The following is a 20,739-nucleotide window of genomic DNA, read 5'->3' on the forward strand; positions in this document are numbered from 1 at the left end:
GCGTGCTCAGACACGGCGGCCCCGCACGGCATAGAGCCGCCCTTGGTGGCAAGCGTCGCCCGTCAACAGGGTGGCGTCGCCAGTAGCCTCGGCACCGATGCCGCATTCCTCAACGATCTCGAACCGCGCGGCGATCCAAGCGGCAACGTCGCGTGCGGCCAGCGGTGTGAACGGGCCTTGGTTGGGGATTTGGGCCTTTGACTCTGTCTCCAGCCAAAGCGCGCCATAGGCGGAACTTATGTTGCGCGTGCTTGCGATGATCGTGCCGCCGGGTGCCAGCACACGTGCCGCTTCGTCCAAGAACGCGGCCGGGTCCGGCATGTGTTCGAGCACTTGAGGCAATACCACCAAATCAATCGAGCCATCTGCGTAAGCAAGCTTGCCGTTTGGCATCAAATCGAATGTGACGTGGGCGAGGTTGTTCCCCTCACGGCGCAGTCGTTCTTCGATGAAGCTGAGATTGTTTGGCGAAAGCTCGGCCACTGAGAGGCGCACATCAGGTCCAAGCCGGTCCAAAAGCACGGTTGTCGTTGTCCCGCCCCATGGCATGATCTCGACGACGCGCGCGCCGGGTTTCACCTCCCCCAGCAATCCATGCTCGGCCTCAAGCGCATCGCCTTGCCTGCGCGATACATAAACCCCCGCTAATGGAGATTTTGCCCAAACCGAGTAACCGCGAAAATCGCCAATCTGATCCCAGCTCCATTCCGTAGGGTTCCACTGGGCGAATGGATTGGAATCGTTTCTAATTTCCCAAAACGGATAGGTATCTGCCTGTTTGACCGGGTAGAGGCTTGCGGCTGGGCGTTCGAATCGCTCCCACGAGAAAATCTCGGAAACGGGTCTGCGCGGTGCCTTCATTTTGGGCGCTGTGCTTTTTGCTCGACCAATAGCGAGCGCTCCGATCACATCGAAGGTCTGGGGCAAACCGATCATTTCGCGCAAAGCTGCCTGATCGCCGATGCCTGCATTCCAGATGCATTGGAACCCGCGCAAATGCGCCGACAGCATCATGTGATAGCATGCCCCCGCAACCGACTGCACGATGGAGAAGTTGCCATGGGTCCAGCCCTTCTGGAAGCACAGATAAATCAGGGCGGAGCATTCGGCAAAGTGGTGGTTCCCACCGGAAATATCACGCGCGCGCTCTTTGCGGACCGGATCGGCCACAATAATAAAGTGCCAGTTTTGCTGATTGCACGAAGAAGGCGCTTCAACGCCGTCGCGAACGATATCTTCGAGGGTTTCTGGCGCGATCATGGAGCTGTCAAAGTCGCGGCACGACGCGCGCATTGCCAACTTATCGAGTAGGTCTCGCACCTCGGCGGCAGGGGCTTGCGGCTTGGCCGCACGGGCATCTTGGCGCAAATTGGTCAAAATCAAATCCCCCCAAACTAAATGTCATCGTTGACAAGTCTTCGTCAGGTTCGCAAAACTGTCAACAGTTGACCGATTGGGTATGGGAGAGTTCTAATCACTGGAAAACAATATTTTCCGGACGATGTCCTTAACCATCAGAGGAAAGGATTTTTTCTATTGCAGAAATATTTGCCACCTCTGTACCGATCAGGTTTTCAATGAAAACAAACCGACCGCCCGGAACGGGCGGCAGATAACTAGGGAGACGTTCATGTTTAACCGTTTTACCAGCATCGTCGGCGCAGCGATCCTTGCCGCGGGCGCTGCGAGTGCGCAGGATGTGACCTTACGCTGGGGTCACTATCTGGGAGACTCGGCTTTCCTTCAGGCCGAGAAGGACTTTGCAGAGGCAGTCACAGCCCGGACAGAAGGTCGCGTGACCATCGAGATCACTTACGCGGGCGGCCTTGGAGCCGGCAACGAGGTGATGACACTTGCAGGCCGTGGCGCCATTGACATGGCCTCTGTCGTGCCGGGCTACTACGCCGATCAACTGCTCTTCTGGCGCGCCTATCAGATCCCCTTCGTCTTTGAGAGCCCACGTCAGGCGATGGAAATTTCAGCCGCCGCGTTTCAGGACCTGCCCTACTTTCAAGAAGAATTGTCGAAGTTCGGCGTCAAATTTTTATTCCACCAACCTCTGGGCGGTTACTACCTGACCGGTTCGGACGAGAACTGTGACAGCGTGGCGAACCTATCGGGCAAAAAGATCCGCTCGTTTGGTGCCGATATCCCTAAAGCGCACGAAGCAGTTGGTGCCGTGCCAGTTTCGGTTGGTGTGGGCGAAGTCTACGAGGCTCTTCAAAGCGGTTCTCTTGATTATTCGTTTCTAAACCGCGGCAACATCCTGTCCAATCGCCTCTTCGAACCAGGCCCGTACAGCTGCGGTCCGGTCATGGCCATCACTGGCCACCTGATCGTTGTAAACGAAGACGTATGGGACTCTCTCTCAGCTGAAGATCAGGCGATCATGCAGGAAGAGGCCACTAAGGCTGGCCAAGCCTATATTGGCAACATCGAAGCTGCCGAAGAAGCAGCAGGCGCGGCAATCGTCGAAGCCGGGGGCACGATCAAGCCTTTCCCAACTGAAGAACTGGCAAAGTGGAAAGACGCAGCTCCTGATCTTCTCCAGAACTGGGTCGATGACATGGCCTCTCGCGGAATGGGCGATGAGGCCACTGAAGTAGCTGCTTACTGGCGCGCAATCATCGACGCCGACTAAGCACAAAACTTCGGTGGCGGGCGAAAGCGCCCGCCACCATCCATCGACGATAGGCATCTCTGTGAAAATCATCTCCCGTATTGTCGAACGACTAGCTCTCATCATCTTGATGATTGGTGGTGTTGGGATGTTAATGTCGATGTTCCTCGGTGTGGCCGATATCGTCGGAACTCAAGTGCTTCTGATACCAGTACCCGGCCCGCGTGAATTGACCGAAAGCACTATGGTACTCATCGTGTTTGGAGCGCTAGCTTACGCGCAAATTCGCCGCGCCCATATTCGGGTAGAGCTCGTATATTTCCAAATGCCGCCGCGGGTGCGCGCGGTAATGGACGTAATAACCGATTTGGCAGCCATCGCTTTTTTTGGATTGATCCTGTCGCAGGCCATTCCCGAAGCCCAGTATTCCGTGCAAATTGGGGAAGCAACAGTCGGTCTAATTAGGTTCCCGCTCTGGCCTGCCCGGTTCATCCTGGCAGCTGGATGCGCCCTTATGATCATCCAACTGATTCTGCATCTGATCGAAGATCTGATCCGCATCAGAACCGGCGAGGGGCTCGACAATGATCCGCTCGAAATCCACCAGAAAGTGGAGTGACAGCAAATGTTTGATCCGGCAACCGCAGGTGTCATTGTCGCAGTTATCCTTTTCTTTCTCCTATCGACCGGTACCCACATCGGTGTCGCGCTCGGTCTGAGTGGTTTCATCGGTATCTTTATAACAATCAATGAGCGCGCCGCCTTAGCACAGGTAGCGACAATCCCGTTTTCGACGACAAATTCCTTCACACTGGCCGTGATCCCCCTCTTTATCCTGATGGGATCGCTTGCAACTCAGGCTGGATTGACCACCGACTTATACCGAGCGGCATATAACTGGCTTGGCAAGATCTCAGGCGGCCTTGCGATGGCCACGACATTGGCCTCGGCAGCCTTCGGCGCCGCTTGTGGATCGACCATCGTAAACGCCGCGGTTTTCACGAAAATGGCCATGCCCGAGATGACTAAATTCGGCTACGACAAGCGTCTCTCCGCGGGCTGCATCGCAGCCTCCGGCACTCTGGCTTCGCTCATCCCGCCGTCGATCTTGATGATCATCTATGCCGTAATCACCGAGCAATCTGTGGCCCGCCTATTGGTAGCAGGCCTGATACCGGGGTTGATGTCGGCGGCCATCTATATGGGCGGTATCTATTTTATTGCCAAAGCGCGCCCAGACCTTGCTCCCATACCAGACGTGACGATCACACGCCGGGAGAAATGGGAGTCTCTAAAAGGAGTCTGGGGCATCTCGTTCTTGTTCGTTCTGGTCATCGGCGGAATCTACTTGGGCTTCTTTGTGCCGACATACGCCGGTGCCGTCGGCGCATTCGGAGCCTTCCTGATCGTGGCTGCAAAGCGCAAACTAAATTTGCAAGTTCTTGTTGATACTTTCAAGGACGCAGGCATCACCACATCCACGATCTTCATCATCGTCATCGGCGGAATAATTTTTGCGCGCTTCCTAACCTACACGGGCCTTGTGGTCGACATTTCAGACTGGATGCTCGCTCTCGAACTGTCGCCCATCGCATACCTCCTGTGCTTCGCAGCTCTCTATCTGGTTCTGGGGATGCTAATTGACCCCATTGCCATCATGGTGATGACCTTGCCAGTAATGTTCCCGATTATGACCGGCGTCGGCTATGATCCGATCTGGTTGGGGGTTATTGCAATTAAATTGGCGGAGATCAGTCTGATCACGCCACCTGTGGGGTTGAATGTTTATGTCGTTCGCTCAGCCTCACCGGTGCCATTGAGGTTGGAAGAGGTATTTGCAGGAGTGACGCCGTTCCTGATCCTGGACCTGTTCACCTTGGGCCTGCTGATCGCCTTCCCTTCGATTGTGCTCTTCCTGCCAAATTTGATGGGCTAAGCGCAAAGCAGGTTTGACAAACGACCTGTGTCGGCGGCACTCCCGATCTCGAGGATCTCCAACGCCAATTCGGCAACCTCTTCCGGACTGTATCTGAGGCCGGCATTTGCAGCAAACTTGTCACGGACATCTGCAGTTTCCACTGGGCGATCTGGCGCACCGCGCACCTGAGTTACCTCGGCACTGATCCGCCCTTGCCCCGTTTCAAGCTCAATCCGAGCTGCAAAACGTTCGGGAAAGCCGTGGTCCCGCATCGGCGTCCAGGTCATTTTACGAGCGACCTCGATCACCTCGGCGCGCGGCGTGGTATCGAAACTGGCCACATCGACACGGCCATCGACCAGCATTAGCGCCATGCAATAGGCCAGGCCCCATTTGCCGTCATAGCCCGAAACTGGGGTTTGTCGGCGCGCCCATGGCTCGCAAACAAGAGGCGCTGCCGGCGGAGGCACGAAGGCATTCAGTGACGTGAAGTTTTGCGCGGTCACGCCCTTGCACATCAGACTTTCGATGGCTTCCAGAAACGGGTGAATGTAGTGACAGCAGGGGTAAAGCTTGAAGGCCGCCTGAGGTATGAGCCACTCCTGCCCGAGTGTGGCGAGTTGAGGCCCAAGCATCTTCCCACCCCCTGCAAAAGTATTCATAACCCCAAATGCGCTATCCAATACCGACGCAGGGCCGGTCATTCCAGCGCGCGCCAGTCGCACGGCGTCAATACCGGTTCGCGCCGCCCAGCCGGGATTCAGCGCCTTCGACATCGCGCCATCAGCCAGAAAAGCGAGCGTTCCTGACGCCTGCCCACCTGCTATCCCAATTGCAGAGACCGCACGCGCGGCATCCAGCCCCAATACCTGCGCAGCAGCAGCGGCAGCCCCAATCGCACCGCCGACGGAAGTCACCTGAAACCCATGCGCTTGAAACGCGCCCGGGGCCGCAAGGCCGATCCGGATTGCCACTTCCCACGCCACTATATAGGCGCGGATCAAATCACACCCGCTGGCCCCGGCGAGTTGCGCGACCGCCAGCGCCACTGGGGCCGCGACAGCGCTGCCATGCACAACCGAGCCAATATGGGTATCGTCGTATTCAAGCGCATGGATCAGTGCGCCGTTGATCATCGCCGCCGCGCCGGCCTCGGCGGTGCCTCCGGAAAGCAGGCTTGCTGACCCCGCAGGGGCCGCCCCCGCCCAGTCGGCGTTATCCGCCACGGTGGAGGACGCTATTCCGACGCCTAGCGCATCAAGAAGGTGCATATGCGCAGCATCCAGAACCTCCTCCGGCACACCCTCGACAAAGGTCTGTGCGGCAAATGCGGCGATCCGCTCTGCGCCAGTCATGCGCTAGCCTTGATCTCGTCCATCGCAACAATCCCCGCCCTGCGTCCTAGAACAAGGGCTGATATTAACCCGTTGCCCGAGGCATAGCCTAGTGCGCCGTCCTGCCCACTGATCCCCGCTGCAGCGCCCCCTCCTGCAAAGAGGTTCGCAACTACGCCTCCACTCGCTTTGCGAACTCGCGCTTTGACGTCTACCAGCAACCCGCCTTGAGTGTGAAACAGCCCCGGTTTGACCTTCACTGCGGCGAAGGGGGCTTGCAACGGAGCCATTGCAAAGGCCTTGCGCCCGAATGCGTCGCACGACTGTGCACGCGCGGCTGCGTTATAGTCCAAAATGGTTTGTTCCAGCCCCGCGAGGTCGAGACCTACTTTTTCGGCCAATGCCCCTGGCGTGTCAGCCCATTTCACTGCCCCCATTGCGGACATCTCTGCGTATTCTTCCTCGGCCAGTGCCACCTCATGGATGCGTGCGTCGTATATTGCCCAAGCGAACGAACCCTGTTTCATCACATGTGCAGCAAAGCCTGAATATCCCAGATCCTCATTACCGAAGCGACGCCCCGTCTCGCTGACCAACACGCCACCCTTTTCTAGCGTCGTCCAAGACAGGAGTTGACCTTGCGGGTAGGCCACAGCCGCATAGCCCTGATAAGCTCCCATATTGCCCAAGCACGCGCCCAGTTCCTTTCCCCAACGCACGGCATCGCCAGTGCTGCCGGGCGCACCGAAGTACTCGGCGGCGGCGATCTCGGAGCAATGCTCGGCTACGAGCGCCGGATCGGCAGCAAATCCATTTGTTGCCAGAAGCACCTTTTGTGCACGGATCGACTCCCCACCAACGACTGCCCCGACTACCTTTCCGTCTTCGACAAGCAACGACTCCGCCAAGTTACCAACGGCAATTGGGATGTCCCGATCCGCTACGCATCGCAGTAGATCATCTACCAAATCCTGTCCCCTGCGGGAGCGTGGAGCGTGCAATCGCTCCACTGAATGACCTATATGGCGATAGGCGGTGATCAATTCCATCCGTGCGCCTAGATCGTCAATCAGCCATTCGCAAAGCGGGCCACACTCCGCGGCAATCATCTGGGTCAAATCGTCGGCATCATGGTGGCCCGCCACCCGGATCAAGTCCGTGACCATACGCTCAGGACTATCTTCGATGCCTGCCGCGCGCTGATATCTGGAGCCTGCTCCGGGGATTGACCCAGTTGAAAGTGCCGAGTTCCCGCCCGGGCGATCGCGCCCTTCAAGAATGGCAACGGAGCCGCCGGCGTCATGGGCTGATATAGCGCCCGCTAGCCCACAGGCACCGGCCCCAATGACCAGAAGATCCAGCGTATCGCTCATGCGTCGGTCATTCCGCCCACGGTTTCATCCCAAGGCCGCGACAAGGCCATTGTGTCGAGATCGAGAAGCGCATCGACAACAGCGAGCATCGCTGGATATGGCGCACCCACGATGCCATGAATCTTGGCTCGGATTTCATCCGGTGTGAACGGCAGGTCAGGTCCTCCTCGCGCGCTCATCACCTCTTCAGTCAGGGTAGAGCCATCATCTAGCGTCCATGTCACGCGCGTTGGGCGGTCATTTGGCCAATCAGGAAGAGGCAGGAAGGGCGAGGTGCTGACCCTATGGCGCAGTGACACGACCTCAGGGATATGCAAGGAGTTGGATGAAAACGCCTCTGCTCCACCGCTGGCATGCACTGCTGACGTCGCGGCGATGTGTTGTATCGAGAATTTCCCGGCTATCGTGGTTTCGGGGTCTGGATTATCCATAATCCGGGCCTTCTCATGGGTTTCTAAGTGGATCGCAGCGACACGCTCTACCGGAGCTTTTTCCAGCAATTTCTTAGTCGCCTCGATGGTCGCATGACCATACTGGCAGCAGGCAAATACCTTGTGATAGCCGTCAGATATGGCCCAGGCTTCGCCTAGCCCGCCATTCAACTGCTTGGGATCTGCTGACGCTCCGAAGGCATCGGCGTATACATCATGCAGCGCAGAAGGCAGCCCCCGAATACCGATCGCTGCCCAATCCACCGCGCGCAGCCCGGTCTGGGCCGAGATGCCCGGCCAGACGTTGCGGACAAGCGAGCCTTGGATCGGATGGGTGTAGGGGCCCGGTAGCACCATGGTTGCCGCACTGGAGATTGCCCCGATGGCCACGCTCTCAGGCACCCGCCGCAGCGCCGAAACCGCGGCAGCCGCGCCAACGGCAGCGAGGCTACCATGCGGGTGCAAAACAAGGTTCGCGAACGTAAAGGTGCGTGCGACACGTGCCACAGTTTCATAACCCAAGACCAAGGCACGCAGCAGGTCAGACGTGGAGTATCCTTCAGCCTCAGCTTCGGCCAATAGTGCCGGCAAGCAGTAGACACCGGCATGACAAATCACGCGGCGATAGCCTTCGTCGAGTTCCGCCCAATCGCCCGCACAGCCATTGGCCATGGCGGCGGAATAGCGATCGAATCGCTGTCCTCGCGCGTTGAAAACGGTCGCCTCGGCCGGACCGGCAGACTTGGCAACGCCATCATGCAGCGCGACAACCTCCGGCTCATCCCGCGCCGCCACCATTGCCGCCATATCATCACACAAAACCAGGGCCGCGCGCTTTTGCACGGGCTCGGGGAGGTCAGCCCATTCGATCGCGCTTGTGAAGGCGACAAGATTCGTTAGGGCCGTTCCGATATCAGCAGCGCTCATGATGCGGTTTCCATAGCATTAAGGGTTTCAATCACCTCAGACGAGGGCAGCACATCGGCGTATTTGCCATTCATGTCCCACAAGTTCACCGCATGGGAGGTGGGCGCGCGGTCATAGACACAGTCATCCGGCACGATGACCTTGAAATTCAGTGCAAAGGCATCCGTGACCGACGAACGGACGCAACCCGAAGTCGTGCAACCCGTCACCACCAGAGTATCGACACCCAGATCGATCAGGTGGCTGGTTAGGGGCGTACCAAAGAACGCGCTAGGGTGTTTCTTGGGCAATAGTACGTCGCCTTTTAAAGGGGCTATCTGCTCAACGAATTCATAACCCTTAGCGTCGATCCCCATGATTGAAGGAATTTTTTGCGCCAGGCGTCCCCCATCAGTAGCGGCGTTTTTGGGGGCCACATGAGGATAGAGTACGGGAAACCCCTTGGCACGAAACACTGACAGCAACGGTTCGATTTTATCCACGGCAGCCCAACCAACATCTCCACATGAGGTCGGGTACTCCTTGATCGCATCCCAATAGGGTTTCCGCTCCGTCCCGACGGTGCGATACTGCACGTCAATAATCAGCAGTGCAGGATGCTTGCCGAAACCGCCCGCTCCGCCGAACCCCGCAGAGGCATATCGGCGCTCTTCTTCTTCGGTGATAACACCGGTCCATGACGGCATTTCGCGTTCCCCACCCTGCTGAAATCTGTCAACAGTTGACGGAATGGGCGTGACGTTGTCAACCTAACTCCCGCTGACCAGACGAGGATTGCAATGGAAATTTGCCACCATAAAAGGTACGACTTCAGACCCCTACCCGAACGTCCAGTCTATGACTGGCCTGGCGGCAAACGGCTTGCGGTGAGCCTGTGTAACAACATCGAGTGGTTCTCGTTCATGACGGGGCTTGGAAGTGATCACACTCTGCCGGGGGCGGCGCAGACAACGCGCAACTATGCATGGCGCGACTACGGCAACCGGGTCGGCATATGGTATTTGTTCGATCTGCTCGACGAGCTTGATCTGCCCGCCTCGCACAACGTCAACGCCGCCGCGCTCGACCGCTGCCCCGAGATTGTCGCCCGAATTCGCGCGCGGGGGGACGAGGTGATTGGACACGGACTGACCAACTCCGAGCGGCAGGACTGTATGGACGAGGCGACCGAGCGCGCGATGATTGAGCACACCTCTGACGCTATCGCCCGCCACTTTGGCGCGCGCCCCAAGGGCTGGCTCGGCCCCTACATCGTGCAATCAGAAGTCACGCTCGACCTACTTAAGGAGGCCGGCTATTCCTATATGCTCGACTGGCCCGCTGACGACCAACCTTTCTGGATGAGCACGCGCTCGGGACCGTTGCTTTCGGTCCCTTACTCCATCGAGTTGAACGACAGCCCGGCGCAGGTGTTCCGCCACCATACAGGCCGTGAGTTCGAGGAGATGATCGTCGACCATTTCGACGAGATGCTCTTCCAATCGGCCAAATACCCACTAGTCTTCAACATCGTGCTACACCCATTTGTCATTGGTCAGCCTTTCCGATTGCGCGCGCTTCGCCGTGCGCTCGACCACATACTTAAACACCGCGATGATCTATGGCTGACCACCCCGGGCGGTGTGGCAGATTACGTCGCCAAGCTTCCTGAAGGGACAGTCCCATGACGCGCGATGCTCAATTCGCCTTAGTGAAACGCTACTTCGACGCAGTAGATGGAGAGGACCTGCCCGGCTTACTGGACACTCTGGCTCCCGATTGCGTTTTCACGGTCGAGACCCACAATGTTAAGCTTGCGGGCCATGCCGAGATTTCCTCCATGTTCACCCGGCTTTGGGCAGACCATGCTGCCGTTCTACACCACCAGTTCACACACGTAGCGGACCCGGAGACAGGCCGTATCTCAAGCCGCTTCACAGTTCAGAATACCGAGCATGACGGAAGCCTGACCCATAAATCCAACTGCAACTTCTTCGAGATCGCCGGCGAGCGTTTTGCAACGGTGCGTGTCTATATGACTGGACAGAACACCTTGAAGGACGGCGTATGACCGACGACGGACTGACCGAACTTGCGATGCGGTACTTCAAAGCGCTCGACGCTCGTGATCCCGATGCATTGGCAGAAACACTGGCCGAGGATTGCGTGGTAACGATTGAGACCCACGGCATTCGCTATGATGGGCGCGAAGCGGTCCGCAAGCTCTTCGCGATACGTTGGGAGGGCCCTTTGCGGGCGGTCCACCACGATTTCACCCATTCGCCCTCAGCTGCAAAGGGCCGGATCGCCAGCCAGTTTACCGTCACTTACTCTGGGCCCAACGCGCCGGAACCCAAATCCAACGTCAATGTCTTCACCATGCACAGCGGCACAATCCAAAAGATCGCCGTCTATATGGCAGGTGCCAACACGATCAAGACGTAAGGATGGCGATCACTTCGCCGGTGGAGCGGACCTTGCCGAAGAAGCGGCCAAAGTTGCGCATTGTTCCCTCGTGCAATTCCTTGTGGGTCGTGGCACAAGCATCTTCCACCAACGTAACCGCATAGCCCCGATCCGCAGCCTCCCGCGCTGTGGTTTCGACGCACATGTTCGTCGAAACCCCCGTCATGAAGAGATGCTCGCGGTCCATAGTGCGCAGCAGGTGGTCAAGACCCGTTGAGGCAAAAGCACCTATGGAAGTCTTGCGTACAATGGGATCGCCAGGCTCGGGCGCAAGTTCTTCAATGATCTGATGCTGGCGCTGGCCCTCGTAATTACCCACCGATTGAAAGAAGGCGCGCATATGCACCGGGGCATCGGAACAATCCGCCAATGCCGCGCCGATTGTAACGTAGACAACTTTCCCGCCGGCCGCGCGCATCGCCTTGATCAGGCGTTGGTTGTTGGGGATCACGAGGCTCTCGATCCGGTGAAAACGCCAGTCGGCTACACTGTTGCCCTCCGCCTTCATTTTCTCAGCTAAGGCCCCGGTGCGGTGGCCGGTGGCATATTGCATATCGACGATCACAAGGGCCGAACGCGCGGGATCCGTGACCCGTTCGGCATTGAACTGGGTGACGTAGTCGGAGCTTGTCTCGTTCATGGGTTTTCCTCTTAGATCTCGTGAAACGTAACGGGAAAAAGCGCGTCGTGTGCCTCCCACGTGTCAAGTTGCAGAATGTGGTAGAGCGAAAAAGCGTAAGCGGGCCCGGCGTCAAGTTCGGGCGGAGTGACAGGAAAAGCGAGGTTTCCACCGGTGCAAAGGCGGCCCGGAAACCCAAAATGCAACAGCTGTTGACGCGCAGCGGCGGCCACGGCTCGAGCTGTCTCGGCGTCGGGGGCAACGCATTCACCAAGGATAAAGATCTCTCGTGGCGGCGTGTCCGGCGGTGTCGGCCAATCCATTATGCCGTCGATACCGTATCGGCGGAAAGTCAGACCCCAAGGCGCGTCAGACGTGGAGGTGATCAGTTCGGCCACGCCGTCCTGCACCCCTTGCAAAATCTTGTCGGAGACCGCGATGAAGCCTGGATCGGCGACGGCCGCCATTATCGCAACGCGGTGACCAACAAACCGAGCGGCTTCAACTTTCACGCTTGGCTTTGCCGAAGAGTGCCAGACTGCTCCCTTTACGAGGACGCGGCGTTCGTCGAGCGCCTCATAGGTCGCATCACTCAGCTCCACGTGACCCTCGGGTTCGAAAACACGGTTAGGTTCGGACTGCTCATAAAGCGCATGGGCGGCGACGGACAGGGGCGTTGCCGCGCGGACAGGGTTCATGCTTTCCAACGTGAAGCCATCCCCCTCCAGCGTCGCCAACATCGCATCCCGTCCGCCCGGCTCGCAACAAAGCGATGTGCATTCGAGGATTTTGGCCATGTGGACAGAGGGGCCTTTGGGATAACCCAGCAGCACCGGCACCACTGCAAAGGGCGCCGTATCACAGGCGCGACCCGCAAGGATCACGTCAGCTCCGGCCTCCAGCGCCTTGGCGAAGGCACGCTGCCCCATCTGGCCAACAATAGCGAGTGAGCCTTCGATATCAGCCTGCATCGGTCCGATTGGCGTCAGACGGCCAGCAGAATCCGCAGCTTGCACTATGTCCTTCGGCACATCAGCACCGATGGTTGCCAAACGAAATCGCAGGCCCCAGTCAGCAGCCACACTACGCAATAAAGCCTCGACCGCCGCCAAATGCGGCGCGCCCCCCGCGGTTCCGGCACTTCCGATCAGGAGCGGCACATCAAGGCCCCGCGCCGCCTTCAGCACCATTTCCAAATCGCGCCGCGCCATGGACGGCGACGCCGCCATCTTGCCCGAGCCCAGATAGACAGGCCCCGGATCTATCGATCCCATATCGGCTGCAATAACATGTGGTTTACGCTCAACACCGGCATCGAAGGCTTTTTCTGGAATGCCCAGTCCCAGCTGCCCTGACGCAGCGAGCACCCTCAACGGGGCCTCAGGCCCAGACCAATTGGCTGCCAGGCGAGCAAAGGAACTCAAACCGACAACCCTAAAAGCGGCACGTGTTGCTGTGCGCCGTAGACGTCCCGATCCCCCGGCGCGCCTGCAGGCACCTCTCGGGGAAGCACTATCTTCACTGCTTTGGCTGCGGACACCGAAATCACACTGACATCTGCAACTGCGCGTCCATAGCGTGCGGCCACGGCTTCGACGGTAAGCCCGGCACGTCCGCGCACAAAGGTGTCCTCATCAGCAAAGAGCACGTCAATTGTTAGCAAGGTCGGGCCAGCGTTCTTCGAGCGCACAACGCGGGCCAATTCTGACAGCGTCATACCGGCGCACCCCAAGCCTGACGGCAATGATCCGCTATCTCACTGGCGGTGGCGCTCCAAAAATTATCGACAGCGCACAGACGGTCCAGGGCATCACGCAGATAGCGGACCCGGTGCGGCTGACCGATTACCCATGGATGCAGCGAGAGCATGAAACTCCGCCCGCCCTCGCCGGCCAGCGCCTCCGCAGCCTCGCCCACCAGCTCAGGATAGCGCGGGTTCGGCACCTTGCGCAGCCACAGAGCAGTCACATCATCCCATTCCATCTGGTTTGGGATCGATACCAACGGCGGCGAGGTCTGAAAGAGATAGGGTTGGTCGTCATTGGGCCAATCAAGCACATGATCATACCCTGCCTCAGCCAAAAGCTGTGGCGTTTGGGGGCTTTCGCCGCTGTCTGGCCCGAGCCACCCCCGCGGGACATGACCGAGGATTCGCTCGAAGGTTTCCGATGTACGCTTGATGATGCCGCGCTCTTCGACCTCGCCTAACTCAGAGGTCAACATACGCGACTGATATTCGCCGTGCGCGACAAACTCTGCCCCTAAGTTTAGCAAGGACTCAACCGCCCGCGGATACCGTTCAAGTGCGCTTGCATTGGCCGCGACCGTCAGCTTTAGGTCTCGCCCCTCCAATGCTTTCAGCACACGAAAGAGTCCTATCCGGTTGCCGTATTCACGCTGAGTGAAGGGACGGTATTCGGGGAAGTAAAAGCCATACTCGCCGCTAAAGCGCGTGTCTTTCCACGCGCCGTCTGGCGGCTCAAGCTCCCAATGCTCCAGATGGATCAGCACGCAGACCGCCATACGCGCGCCGTCCGGCCACGCCAGCGCGGGCCGCTCGGGCATCGCCGAGAACGGATAGAGGTCGTGATCCATTCCTTCGCGCGGCTCTGTCACGTCGCAAGCCCCCGATGCCAGTCGATATGATCCTGACAGTTGGCGAGATAGTGGTCCGCAATCTCTTCGCCCGTTGCCGCCCAGACGCCATCATGACCCAGCACATACTCCAACGCTTCGGCCAGATGCCTGATCCGGTGTGGCTGGCCGATCATGTAGGGATGCAGGGCGATACACATGACCTGCCCGCCCTCGGCATAAAGTTCATCAAACCCGTCGCGGATCATCTGCGCAAAATCCGCCGCCTCGAACTGCTGGCGGTGCAGAATCGAGTCATTGAGATCCATTGTATAGGGAAGTGTGATCAGGGAGCCGGTCTTGGTGCGCAACGGCACCGGTTGGTCGTCATGATGCCAGTCGGTATAGTAGGTGATGCCGGCTTCCGCGATCAGGTCGGGCGTGTTCAGAGTGTATGAGGCCGCGGGGCTGAACCAGCCTCGGATCTGCCGCCCGGTCAATTCTCCATAAAGATCAATGCATTCCCGGATCGCGGCGCGCTCGTCTGCCTCGGAATAGTTCCAATGGTAGCGGGTGTTGTACATACCGTGGCACAAAACCGACCATTTGCGCGCCTCCATCGCCTCGAAAATCTGCGGGTAATGAACCCAGTTGGCTATCGACAGCGAAACCGTACCGCGAATATTCAACCGGTCAAAGAGCTCGAACATCCGCCACAGGCCCACGCGATTGCCATAGTCGCGCGATCCATAGCCTATAACATCCGGATGCGGCGTGCGTGGCCAGGGGTTGCGAACGGCCGACGGGCGCGGAACGTATTCGTAGTGCTCAACATTGGGCACAACCCACAGGGCCAGCTTCGCGCCGTTTGGCCAAGAAATTTTAGGCCGGTCCGGCCAAGCCGAATAGGGCGCGCGATCGGCATGGGCAAATGGCTGATCTGGCCGCACGGCGTTTCCTCACTGCAAACTGTTTACAGTTGACACTAAACGAGACAGGCTGAGCAGCAACCCCCGGCGCCAGGCAAATGGAAGTCAGATGCGAAAAACCACCCGTCTGAAGACCCTGATCGAAGCGCCCAAATTGCTGGTCATGCCCGGCGCGTATGATGCGCTGTCGGCCATGCTGATCGAGGATGCCGGTTTCGATGCGGTGCAGTGCTCTGGCTTTGGGATTGCAGCCAGTCATCTGGGCCTGCCCGATATCGGAATTCTCGGCTTTCGCGAGATGCTAGACCGAACGCGAGTGATCGCCGGGGCGGTCAATATCCCGAGCATGGCGGACGGAGACACGGGCTTTGGCGATGCAGCTACCACGTGGCACATTGTGCGCGAGTTCGAGGCAGCGGGTGCGGCAGGCATCAATCTGGAAGATCAGGTAATGCCCAAGCGCTGCGGCCATTTCACCGGCAAGGCCGTGATCCCGATGGGCGAGATGGTCGGAAAACTTCGCGCCGCCGCAGACGCGCGCTTAGACAAGGACTTCGTCATCAACGCGCGGACAGACGCGCTGCAACCTTTGGGCGTGGATGAAGCTATCCGACGCGGCAACGCCTATGCCGAAGCCGGCGCGACATTGATCTTCGTGGATGGGATAGAGACCCGCGATGAGGTCAAGCAAGTGATCGCCGAGATCGCGGCGCCCGTTTCGATCAACATGGTAGAGGGGGGGCGCACACCGATGTTTACCTTCACAGAGCTGGAGGAACTGGGCGCCGCCCGCGTCTCCTGCCCTGTCACCACTATCCTTGCGGCCATGAAGGGCGTGCAGCAGGCCTTGGCCACGCTAAAAGATACTGGCGCGCCGGGTTCGCAGCCCGATGCCTTGGCCGGGTTTGGCGAGATCAAAGACCGCCTTCGCGCGCCAAATTTCGAAACACTTGGCAAGAAATTCGCAGGTTAGGAAGGCCGATGTTCGGAAAGATCGTTCCAAACTTCCTGACGCACGATGCGGCCTGCAATCAATTCGAAACGGTCAATGAAACGGACACCCTCGAACGGGGTGCCGTCCACCCAAGCACCGTGAAGCGCGCCACGGCAGCAGACAATCGCTTTATTTTCATCAAAGGCCTCGTCAAACCCCTCAAACGTTTTGCCCACCTGAGAATAGCGCGTCTTGCTCCACTCGAACAATTCCTCGAGCGAGAACATAGTTCGTCCGCTGGGAAAAGTCATTGTGAAGTCTTCGTGCAAATGGCCCTTGGCACGGCCCACGTCGCGCTCCTCCATCGCCGCCAGATAATCCCGGACAACCGCAGCGGCCCCTGGGATCGGTGCGCCAGGAGTGCGCGAACGACCGCCACGCATGTAATTGGTCGGCGAAACTTCCTCGACGACGACGGTAATACCATCAGGCGGGGCCGCAATCGTCGCGCGCACTGCGTCGGTCATGCGCCTCGAAAGGGATGTAATAGTCTCAGCATCATAGCCTTCGATGAGTGTGACTTTGATGACCGGCATGTCTTGCTTCCTCGCTCTGTTCACGCGCACCATATTGCACGGCGCAACCCGTAATCAACAAAGACCCGGAGGGCCCTATGACATTCACCATCAAAATGATCGACCATGTCGTGCTGTATGTCTCGAACATGGAACAGTCCCGGCACTTTTATGAGAAAGTTCTGGGATGCAAACTCGTGCGGCACAATACGAATCTGAACTTGATGCATATGTCCGCAGGCGCCTCAATGATCGATCTGCTGCCAGCGCCCGACCCGGACGCCGGGGGCGCAAATGTCGATCACGTGGCCTTGCAGATCGAACCTTTTGAAGCAGAAACTCTGCTGGCGCATCTGCGCAGCCATGGGGTTGAGCCCACGGAGCCCCGTGACCGGTTCGGCGCAGGCGGCACTGGTCCGTCGCTGACCTTTGAAGATCCGGACGGGAATACGATAGAGCTCAAAGGGCCCGCGCTCATAGAATGATCACGCTCTATGAAAACTTGCGCACAATCGTGTATGCGCCCTTCTATTTGGCGGATCTACGCGGGTTTTGGGCGGATCAGGGATTGGAAGTGAAAATCCAACTGTCCCGCGATCCTGTCGAGACCGCCGAGGGCCTTCTGGCAGGACGCGCCGATATCTCATGGGGCGGTCCAATGCGAGTGATGTTGCATCACGAGCGTGACCCCGATTGCCCGCTCGTTGCGTTTGGCCAGATCGTGGCGCGCGATCCGTTCTTGCTAATCGGGCGCGCACCCAACCCCCGCTTCCGGTTCCAGGACCTGTCAGCCGCACGCTTAGCCGTGGCAACCGAGGTGCCTACTCCGTGGATGACCTTTCAGGACGATCTGACCCGCTCCGGGATAGAGCTTTCGACCCTCGACATTGCGCCCAAAGCCCCAATGCAGACCGCCGCGGCCCGACTTGCGGCAGACGAGATAGACGTCGCACAAGTATTGGAACCATATGCCTCTGCGGCCGTGGCGGAAGGCAGCGCCTATATCTGGCACCGGTTCGCTAGCCGAGGTGATATCGGCTACACCAGTTTCTACACAACACGCGCCTATCTGGAGGCGCATCCTAAGACCTGCGCGGCACTTCTGGCCGGGATGGCCCCCGCGCTTGATGCTGTTGCCAGCGAGCCTGCGTCCGTGATCGCGGCCGACCTCGCTGACCACTTCCCGGACGTACCCCAACCGGTGTTAATTGACGCTATCGCAGGCTACCAAGACTCGGACCTTTGGGCCAAAGATATCGATCTGCCCGCCACGGCTTTTGTGCGCCTGAAGGCAGCTCTGCTTTCGGGCGGGTTGATCTCGCGCGATATTCCTTATGACCATGTGATTGCCCGATTGGAGAGACCATGACCGCCGCCATTCCTGCCATCGACATCGCCCCCTTCTTGTCCGGTAATACCGCAGACAAAGCTCACGTCGCGCGCGAGGTGGCAAAGGCCGCTCAGTCCATCGGCTTCGTGGTTCTTTCGGGCCACGGCATCCCGCAAATCTTGTTCGACACGGTATTTGAAAAAGGCCTCACATTCTTCGATCTGCCGGACGCCGAAAAGAGCAAGTGGCACCCCACCGGGTCTGCAAGGCAACGCGGCTATCACGGCGTTGCCACACGCGGACTATCCGCGACTTTGGGCAAAACCGCGCCTAAAGATTTGCGCGAAAGCTTGTTTCTGGGACCGATCGACAACCATGCTGCTGATTTTTCTCATATCCCTGACGCATCAATGGCTTACGCGCCAAACTTGATTCCCAAAACTCCATCCGGACTGGACACCGGAATGGTCGCACTTTATCGGGCCTTCGAAAGACTTTCGAGCGATCTGTTGCGTATCTTTGCCGTCGCCGCCCAGATGCCAGAGGGGCATTTCGCTCCGCTGACCCAGAAGCATTTCTCAATCATGTCGGCACACCATTACCCAGCCCTAACTGTGCCGCCACTGCCAGGCCAATTGCGCACAGGAGCACATACGGACTACGGCGCAATGACAATTCTTGCGATGACTGAGGCAAAGGGCGGCCTAGAGGTCCAGCGCGGTGATGCATGGGTGCCTGTGCGCCCGCCCAAAGGCGCGCTGGTGGTTAATCTTGGTGACATGATGCAGCGTTGGACCAACAACAAATGGGTTTCAACAATGCACCGGGTGGTGACGCCCGAGAACCTCAATGACGCCATGTCGCGGCGCATGTCCTTAGGTTATTTCATGCATCCCGACTATGACGCCAATATCGAATGCCTGCCCAGTTGCGTGGGCGACGGTGCACTCTATCCGCCGATCACAGCCGGCGAGCATATCCGCGCAAAGATAGAGGCCTCTCACAAGGGCTGATCAACCCTCTTATTGCTGCAAGAGAGCCCGCAAGCGGGCCAGAATAGTCAAAAGAACAAGACAAACCACCGTCAGTACGGCTAGCGGCAAGACAAAGTCGCCAGACAAATCTGACAAAATGCCAAATGTAATAGGCCCCATCACGCCACCGATCTCGGCAAAAGTAAAAAACAGCCCACCTGCAAGACCAAGTCGTTCCTCCGGAATCCGCGGAGTTTCCATCAGCAGCAAAATCGCAACGGTCATCATCGTGCCGCGCGCCGTCCCTTGAAGGACAAGCCCAGCAACCAAAAGCGGTCCAGACGAGACTTGCAGCAACAGGCTTGCTGTCATTGAGAACAAGAAAAGCACGGCCATTACCCAAAGACGCCGCTCCGGCACCGCAAGGCGTGGAATTATCAGCGCGCCGATGATCCCGATCGACGAGGGGATCGCCGCCCAATACCCGGCTTTTACCGCCGAGAATCCATGGCTGCGCAATATCTCGGGCAGCCAGTTATTCAAACCATGATTGATGAAAAAGATGCCGATGCTCATTGCCAAAATAAGCTGAACCTCCGGCAAGCGAACGATTTCGAGGAAAGCAGACATGTTGAATTTCTTGCCACCCTCCTCATCGCCGCTGTGCGCGCGCGCGACCCGCAAGCTCGCAATAGCAAACCAGACACAGCCGCTTAGCGCGACCAGGATGGCATAGACCAACATTACAGCGCGCCAATCATTGCCAACCAACGGCATGACCACACTGTTGGTTAGAGAAAGGGAAAGGATCCCGCCAAGATAAGGACCGGTCACGTATATCCCCATCGCCGTAGCACGGGTCTTGCCCTGAAAGAGGCGTGCGATAATCTTCGGCGCTCCAACCGAGATCATCGGACCGCCGATTCCAAATAGCGCGACCGCGATTAATAACTCAACTGGCGTTTCTGCGTAGCTGCGCGCCAGCCCGGATGCCGCCATAACAAGAGCCGCCAGCAGCAACATGCGCCGCGCGCCCAAACGGTCAAGCAGGATGCCGCAGGGAATAGCCGCCAGAATATAGGTCAGCGGCCATGCCCCTAGGATCACCCCCATCAAACCGTTACCAATTCCGAGTTCTGCACTTATCGGACTCAAAAGCGGCGCCATCGACGCGATGGTCAATCCAAAGCAAAAATAGATCAGCCAGACCCCAAAAAGGATCAGCCATCGAACCTGTCCAAATTTGGAGGAAGCAGAAAGAGAGAGTTCTTGGTCCATAATTCCGCCTTAGGTCCTGGAGGCGCATCAGAAATGCGCTGAGCCATAGCCATAAACTTATGAGAGAGTGTTGGGTCTCTACAAGCAGAAGCGTGTCGATAAAATGGTGCGGATCTCAGTGCCCTGCGATCGGCGACGGGATGGCAACTCCATTCGGTTCGAGCTGCGCTGAGCGGGTTGCGCAAAGCCGGTTACACCCTTGACCGCGCCAACCCTTCTTCCGCGGGTAAAGCACCCGTCTATCGGATCACCGGCGCGCCGGAGGTCCGGCAATGACGCCGTCGTCGACCAAGATCGAAGCCATGGATCGCGCGGCCCTCACTCGCGAGACCTGGGGATATACTTTCGCGGCCCGAGAGACGGCGAACCAAGCCGGTTGTTTAAACCTAGACTGCGGGGCGCATCCAGGCGAGCGGCTAGCCTATGAGTCGGGGTTCAAGGTGGCCCGTGGCAAGATACGAGTGACTTGGGGGGCTGT

The 20,739-nt window shown here is 58.3% G+C and carries 23 protein-coding genes and 1 pseudogene; 12 read left to right on the forward strand and 12 right to left on the reverse strand.

Features of this window, described 5'->3' with window-relative positions:
• Positions 1 to 6 precede the first annotated feature (6 nt).
• Positions 7 to 1,377, reverse strand: a complete 1,371-nt coding sequence (locus Q1B15_RS18080; protein WP_299756380.1) for a nitroreductase family protein — start codon at positions 1,375 to 1,377, stop codon at positions 7 to 9.
• Between the two features lie 253 nt (positions 1,378 to 1,630).
• Here Q1B15_RS18080 and dctP point away from each other — a divergent pair, with 253 nt between their 5' ends.
• The 3 genes from dctP (at position 1,631) to Q1B15_RS18095 (ending at position 4,556) form a co-directional block, all read left to right on the forward strand.
• Positions 1,631 to 2,641, forward strand: coding sequence for a TRAP transporter substrate-binding protein DctP (gene dctP / locus Q1B15_RS18085; RefSeq protein WP_299756382.1), 1,011 nt, complete (start codon positions 1,631 to 1,633; stop codon positions 2,639 to 2,641).
• Between the two features lie 61 nt (positions 2,642 to 2,702).
• Positions 2,703 to 3,239, forward strand: coding sequence for a TRAP transporter small permease (locus Q1B15_RS18090; protein ID WP_299756384.1), 537 nt, complete (start codon positions 2,703 to 2,705; stop codon positions 3,237 to 3,239).
• A 6-nt stretch (positions 3,240 to 3,245) separates the two neighbouring features.
• Positions 3,246 to 4,556, forward strand: coding sequence for a TRAP transporter large permease (locus Q1B15_RS18095; protein ID WP_299756385.1), 1,311 nt, complete (start codon positions 3,246 to 3,248; stop codon positions 4,554 to 4,556).
• Here the strand turns inward: Q1B15_RS18095 and Q1B15_RS18100 are convergent.
• The 4 genes from Q1B15_RS18100 to Q1B15_RS18115 are packed head-to-tail and all read right to left on the reverse strand — an operon-like array spanning position 4,553 to position 9,289.
• Positions 4,553 to 5,893 carry an MmgE/PrpD family protein gene (locus tag Q1B15_RS18100; RefSeq protein ID WP_299756387.1) on the reverse strand — a complete coding sequence of 447 codons (1,341 nt, stop codon included), beginning with the start codon at positions 5,891 to 5,893 and terminating at the stop codon, positions 4,553 to 4,555. The two genes, Q1B15_RS18095 and Q1B15_RS18100, sit on opposite strands and share 4 nt — an antisense overlap.
• Positions 5,890 to 7,245, reverse strand: a complete 1,356-nt coding sequence (locus tag Q1B15_RS18105) for an FAD-binding protein (RefSeq protein ID WP_299756389.1) — start codon at positions 7,243 to 7,245, stop codon at positions 5,890 to 5,892. Before Q1B15_RS18105 ends, Q1B15_RS18100 begins: the two co-directional genes overlap by 4 nt.
• Positions 7,242 to 8,603 carry an MmgE/PrpD family protein gene (locus Q1B15_RS18110; protein WP_299756391.1) on the reverse strand — a complete coding sequence of 454 codons (1,362 nt, stop codon included), beginning with the start codon at positions 8,601 to 8,603 and terminating at the stop codon, positions 7,242 to 7,244. The genes Q1B15_RS18105 and Q1B15_RS18110 overlap by 4 nt, the downstream gene beginning before the upstream one ends.
• On the reverse strand, positions 8,600 to 9,289 hold the full coding sequence (locus tag Q1B15_RS18115) for an isochorismatase family protein (protein WP_299756393.1): 690 nt from the start codon (positions 9,287 to 9,289) through the stop codon (positions 8,600 to 8,602). The genes Q1B15_RS18110 and Q1B15_RS18115 overlap by 4 nt, the downstream gene beginning before the upstream one ends.
• 93 nt (positions 9,290 to 9,382) lie before the next feature.
• On the opposite strand from Q1B15_RS18115, the gene Q1B15_RS18120 reads away from it, so the two are divergent.
• From Q1B15_RS18120 to Q1B15_RS18130, 3 genes are read left to right on the forward strand one after another with little or no spacing between them, the layout of a single operon-like run.
• Complete coding sequence (locus Q1B15_RS18120; RefSeq protein WP_299756396.1) at positions 9,383 to 10,270, forward strand: polysaccharide deacetylase family protein; 888 nt, start codon at positions 9,383 to 9,385, stop codon at positions 10,268 to 10,270.
• Positions 10,267 to 10,653 carry a nuclear transport factor 2 family protein gene (locus tag Q1B15_RS18125; RefSeq protein WP_299756398.1) on the forward strand — a complete coding sequence of 129 codons (387 nt, stop codon included), beginning with the start codon at positions 10,267 to 10,269 and terminating at the stop codon, positions 10,651 to 10,653. Before Q1B15_RS18120 ends, Q1B15_RS18125 begins: the two co-directional genes overlap by 4 nt.
• Complete coding sequence (locus Q1B15_RS18130; RefSeq protein ID WP_299756400.1) at positions 10,650 to 11,027, forward strand: nuclear transport factor 2 family protein; 378 nt, start codon at positions 10,650 to 10,652, stop codon at positions 11,025 to 11,027. Before Q1B15_RS18125 ends, Q1B15_RS18130 begins: the two co-directional genes overlap by 4 nt.
• Here Q1B15_RS18130 and Q1B15_RS18135 read toward each other — a convergent pair.
• The 5 genes from Q1B15_RS18135 to Q1B15_RS18155 are packed head-to-tail and all read right to left on the reverse strand — an operon-like array spanning position 11,017 to position 15,191.
• Positions 11,017 to 11,688: an isochorismatase family cysteine hydrolase gene (locus Q1B15_RS18135; RefSeq protein ID WP_299756402.1), complete on the reverse strand. Its 672-nt coding sequence runs from the start codon at positions 11,686 to 11,688 to the stop codon at positions 11,017 to 11,019. The two genes, Q1B15_RS18130 and Q1B15_RS18135, sit on opposite strands and share 11 nt — an antisense overlap.
• Before the next feature lie 11 nt (positions 11,689 to 11,699).
• Positions 11,700 to 13,034 (reverse strand): acyclic terpene utilization AtuA family protein, encoded by a 1,335-nt coding sequence (locus tag Q1B15_RS18140; RefSeq protein WP_299756405.1) that lies wholly within the window; start codon positions 13,032 to 13,034, stop codon positions 11,700 to 11,702.
• Positions 13,035 to 13,087: 53 nt separating this feature from the next.
• The gene (locus tag Q1B15_RS18145; protein ID WP_299756408.1) at positions 13,088 to 13,384 is read right to left on the reverse strand and encodes a DUF4387 domain-containing protein; all 297 of its coding nucleotides are present in this window, start codon (positions 13,382 to 13,384) and stop codon (positions 13,088 to 13,090) included.
• Entirely contained in the window at positions 13,381 to 14,283 is a 903-nt protein-coding gene (locus Q1B15_RS18150; RefSeq protein WP_299756410.1) for a polysaccharide deacetylase family protein, read from the reverse strand. The genes Q1B15_RS18145 and Q1B15_RS18150 overlap by 4 nt, the downstream gene beginning before the upstream one ends.
• On the reverse strand, positions 14,280 to 15,191 hold the full coding sequence (locus tag Q1B15_RS18155) for a polysaccharide deacetylase family protein (RefSeq protein ID WP_299756412.1): 912 nt from the start codon (positions 15,189 to 15,191) through the stop codon (positions 14,280 to 14,282). Before Q1B15_RS18155 ends, Q1B15_RS18150 begins: the two co-directional genes overlap by 4 nt.
• An 88-nt stretch (positions 15,192 to 15,279) precedes the next feature.
• Here Q1B15_RS18155 and Q1B15_RS18160 point away from each other — a divergent pair, with 88 nt between their 5' ends.
• A complete protein-coding gene (locus Q1B15_RS18160; protein WP_299756415.1) occupies positions 15,280 to 16,143 on the forward strand; it encodes an isocitrate lyase/PEP mutase family protein in 864 nt (287 codons plus the stop codon).
• On the opposite strand, the gene Q1B15_RS18165 is transcribed toward Q1B15_RS18160, so the two are convergent.
• A complete protein-coding gene (locus Q1B15_RS18165) occupies positions 16,140 to 16,700 on the reverse strand; it encodes a tautomerase family protein (RefSeq protein ID WP_299756417.1) in 561 nt (186 codons plus the stop codon). The genes Q1B15_RS18160 and Q1B15_RS18165 overlap by 4 nt on opposite strands.
• A gap of 77 nt (positions 16,701 to 16,777) precedes the next feature.
• Between Q1B15_RS18165 and Q1B15_RS18170 the strand changes: the two genes are divergently transcribed.
• The 3 genes from Q1B15_RS18170 to Q1B15_RS18180 are packed head-to-tail and all read left to right on the forward strand — an operon-like array spanning position 16,778 to position 19,022.
• Entirely contained in the window at positions 16,778 to 17,164 is a 387-nt protein-coding gene (locus Q1B15_RS18170; protein WP_299756420.1) for a VOC family protein, read from the forward strand.
• Positions 17,161 to 18,048: an ABC transporter substrate-binding protein gene (locus Q1B15_RS18175; RefSeq protein ID WP_299756422.1), complete on the forward strand. Its 888-nt coding sequence runs from the start codon at positions 17,161 to 17,163 to the stop codon at positions 18,046 to 18,048. Before Q1B15_RS18170 ends, Q1B15_RS18175 begins: the two co-directional genes overlap by 4 nt.
• Positions 18,045 to 19,022, forward strand: a complete 978-nt coding sequence (locus Q1B15_RS18180; RefSeq protein ID WP_299756424.1) for a 2-oxoglutarate and iron-dependent oxygenase domain-containing protein — start codon at positions 18,045 to 18,047, stop codon at positions 19,020 to 19,022. The genes Q1B15_RS18175 and Q1B15_RS18180 overlap by 4 nt, the downstream gene beginning before the upstream one ends.
• A 9-nt stretch (positions 19,023 to 19,031) precedes the next feature.
• Here the strand turns inward: Q1B15_RS18180 and Q1B15_RS18185 are convergent, their stop codons facing one another.
• The gene (locus tag Q1B15_RS18185) at positions 19,032 to 20,261 is read right to left on the reverse strand and encodes an MFS transporter (RefSeq protein WP_299756426.1); all 1,230 of its coding nucleotides are present in this window, start codon (positions 20,259 to 20,261) and stop codon (positions 19,032 to 19,034) included.
• Positions 20,262 to 20,375: 114 nt separating this feature from the next.
• Between Q1B15_RS18185 and Q1B15_RS23550 the strand changes: the two are divergent.
• Positions 20,376 to 20,537, forward strand: a pseudogene (locus Q1B15_RS23550) (DUF3489 domain-containing protein); the annotation flags it as partial.
• Positions 20,534 to 20,739, forward strand: a 206-nt coding sequence (locus Q1B15_RS18190) for a hypothetical protein (protein ID WP_299756429.1), incomplete at its 3' end; no start/stop codon positions are given. The pseudogene Q1B15_RS23550 and the gene Q1B15_RS18190, both read left to right, overlap by 4 nt.

It is taken from the genome of uncultured Boseongicola sp., from assembly GCF_937988555.1.
Lineage (GTDB): Bacteria > Pseudomonadota > Alphaproteobacteria > Rhodobacterales > Rhodobacteraceae > Boseongicola.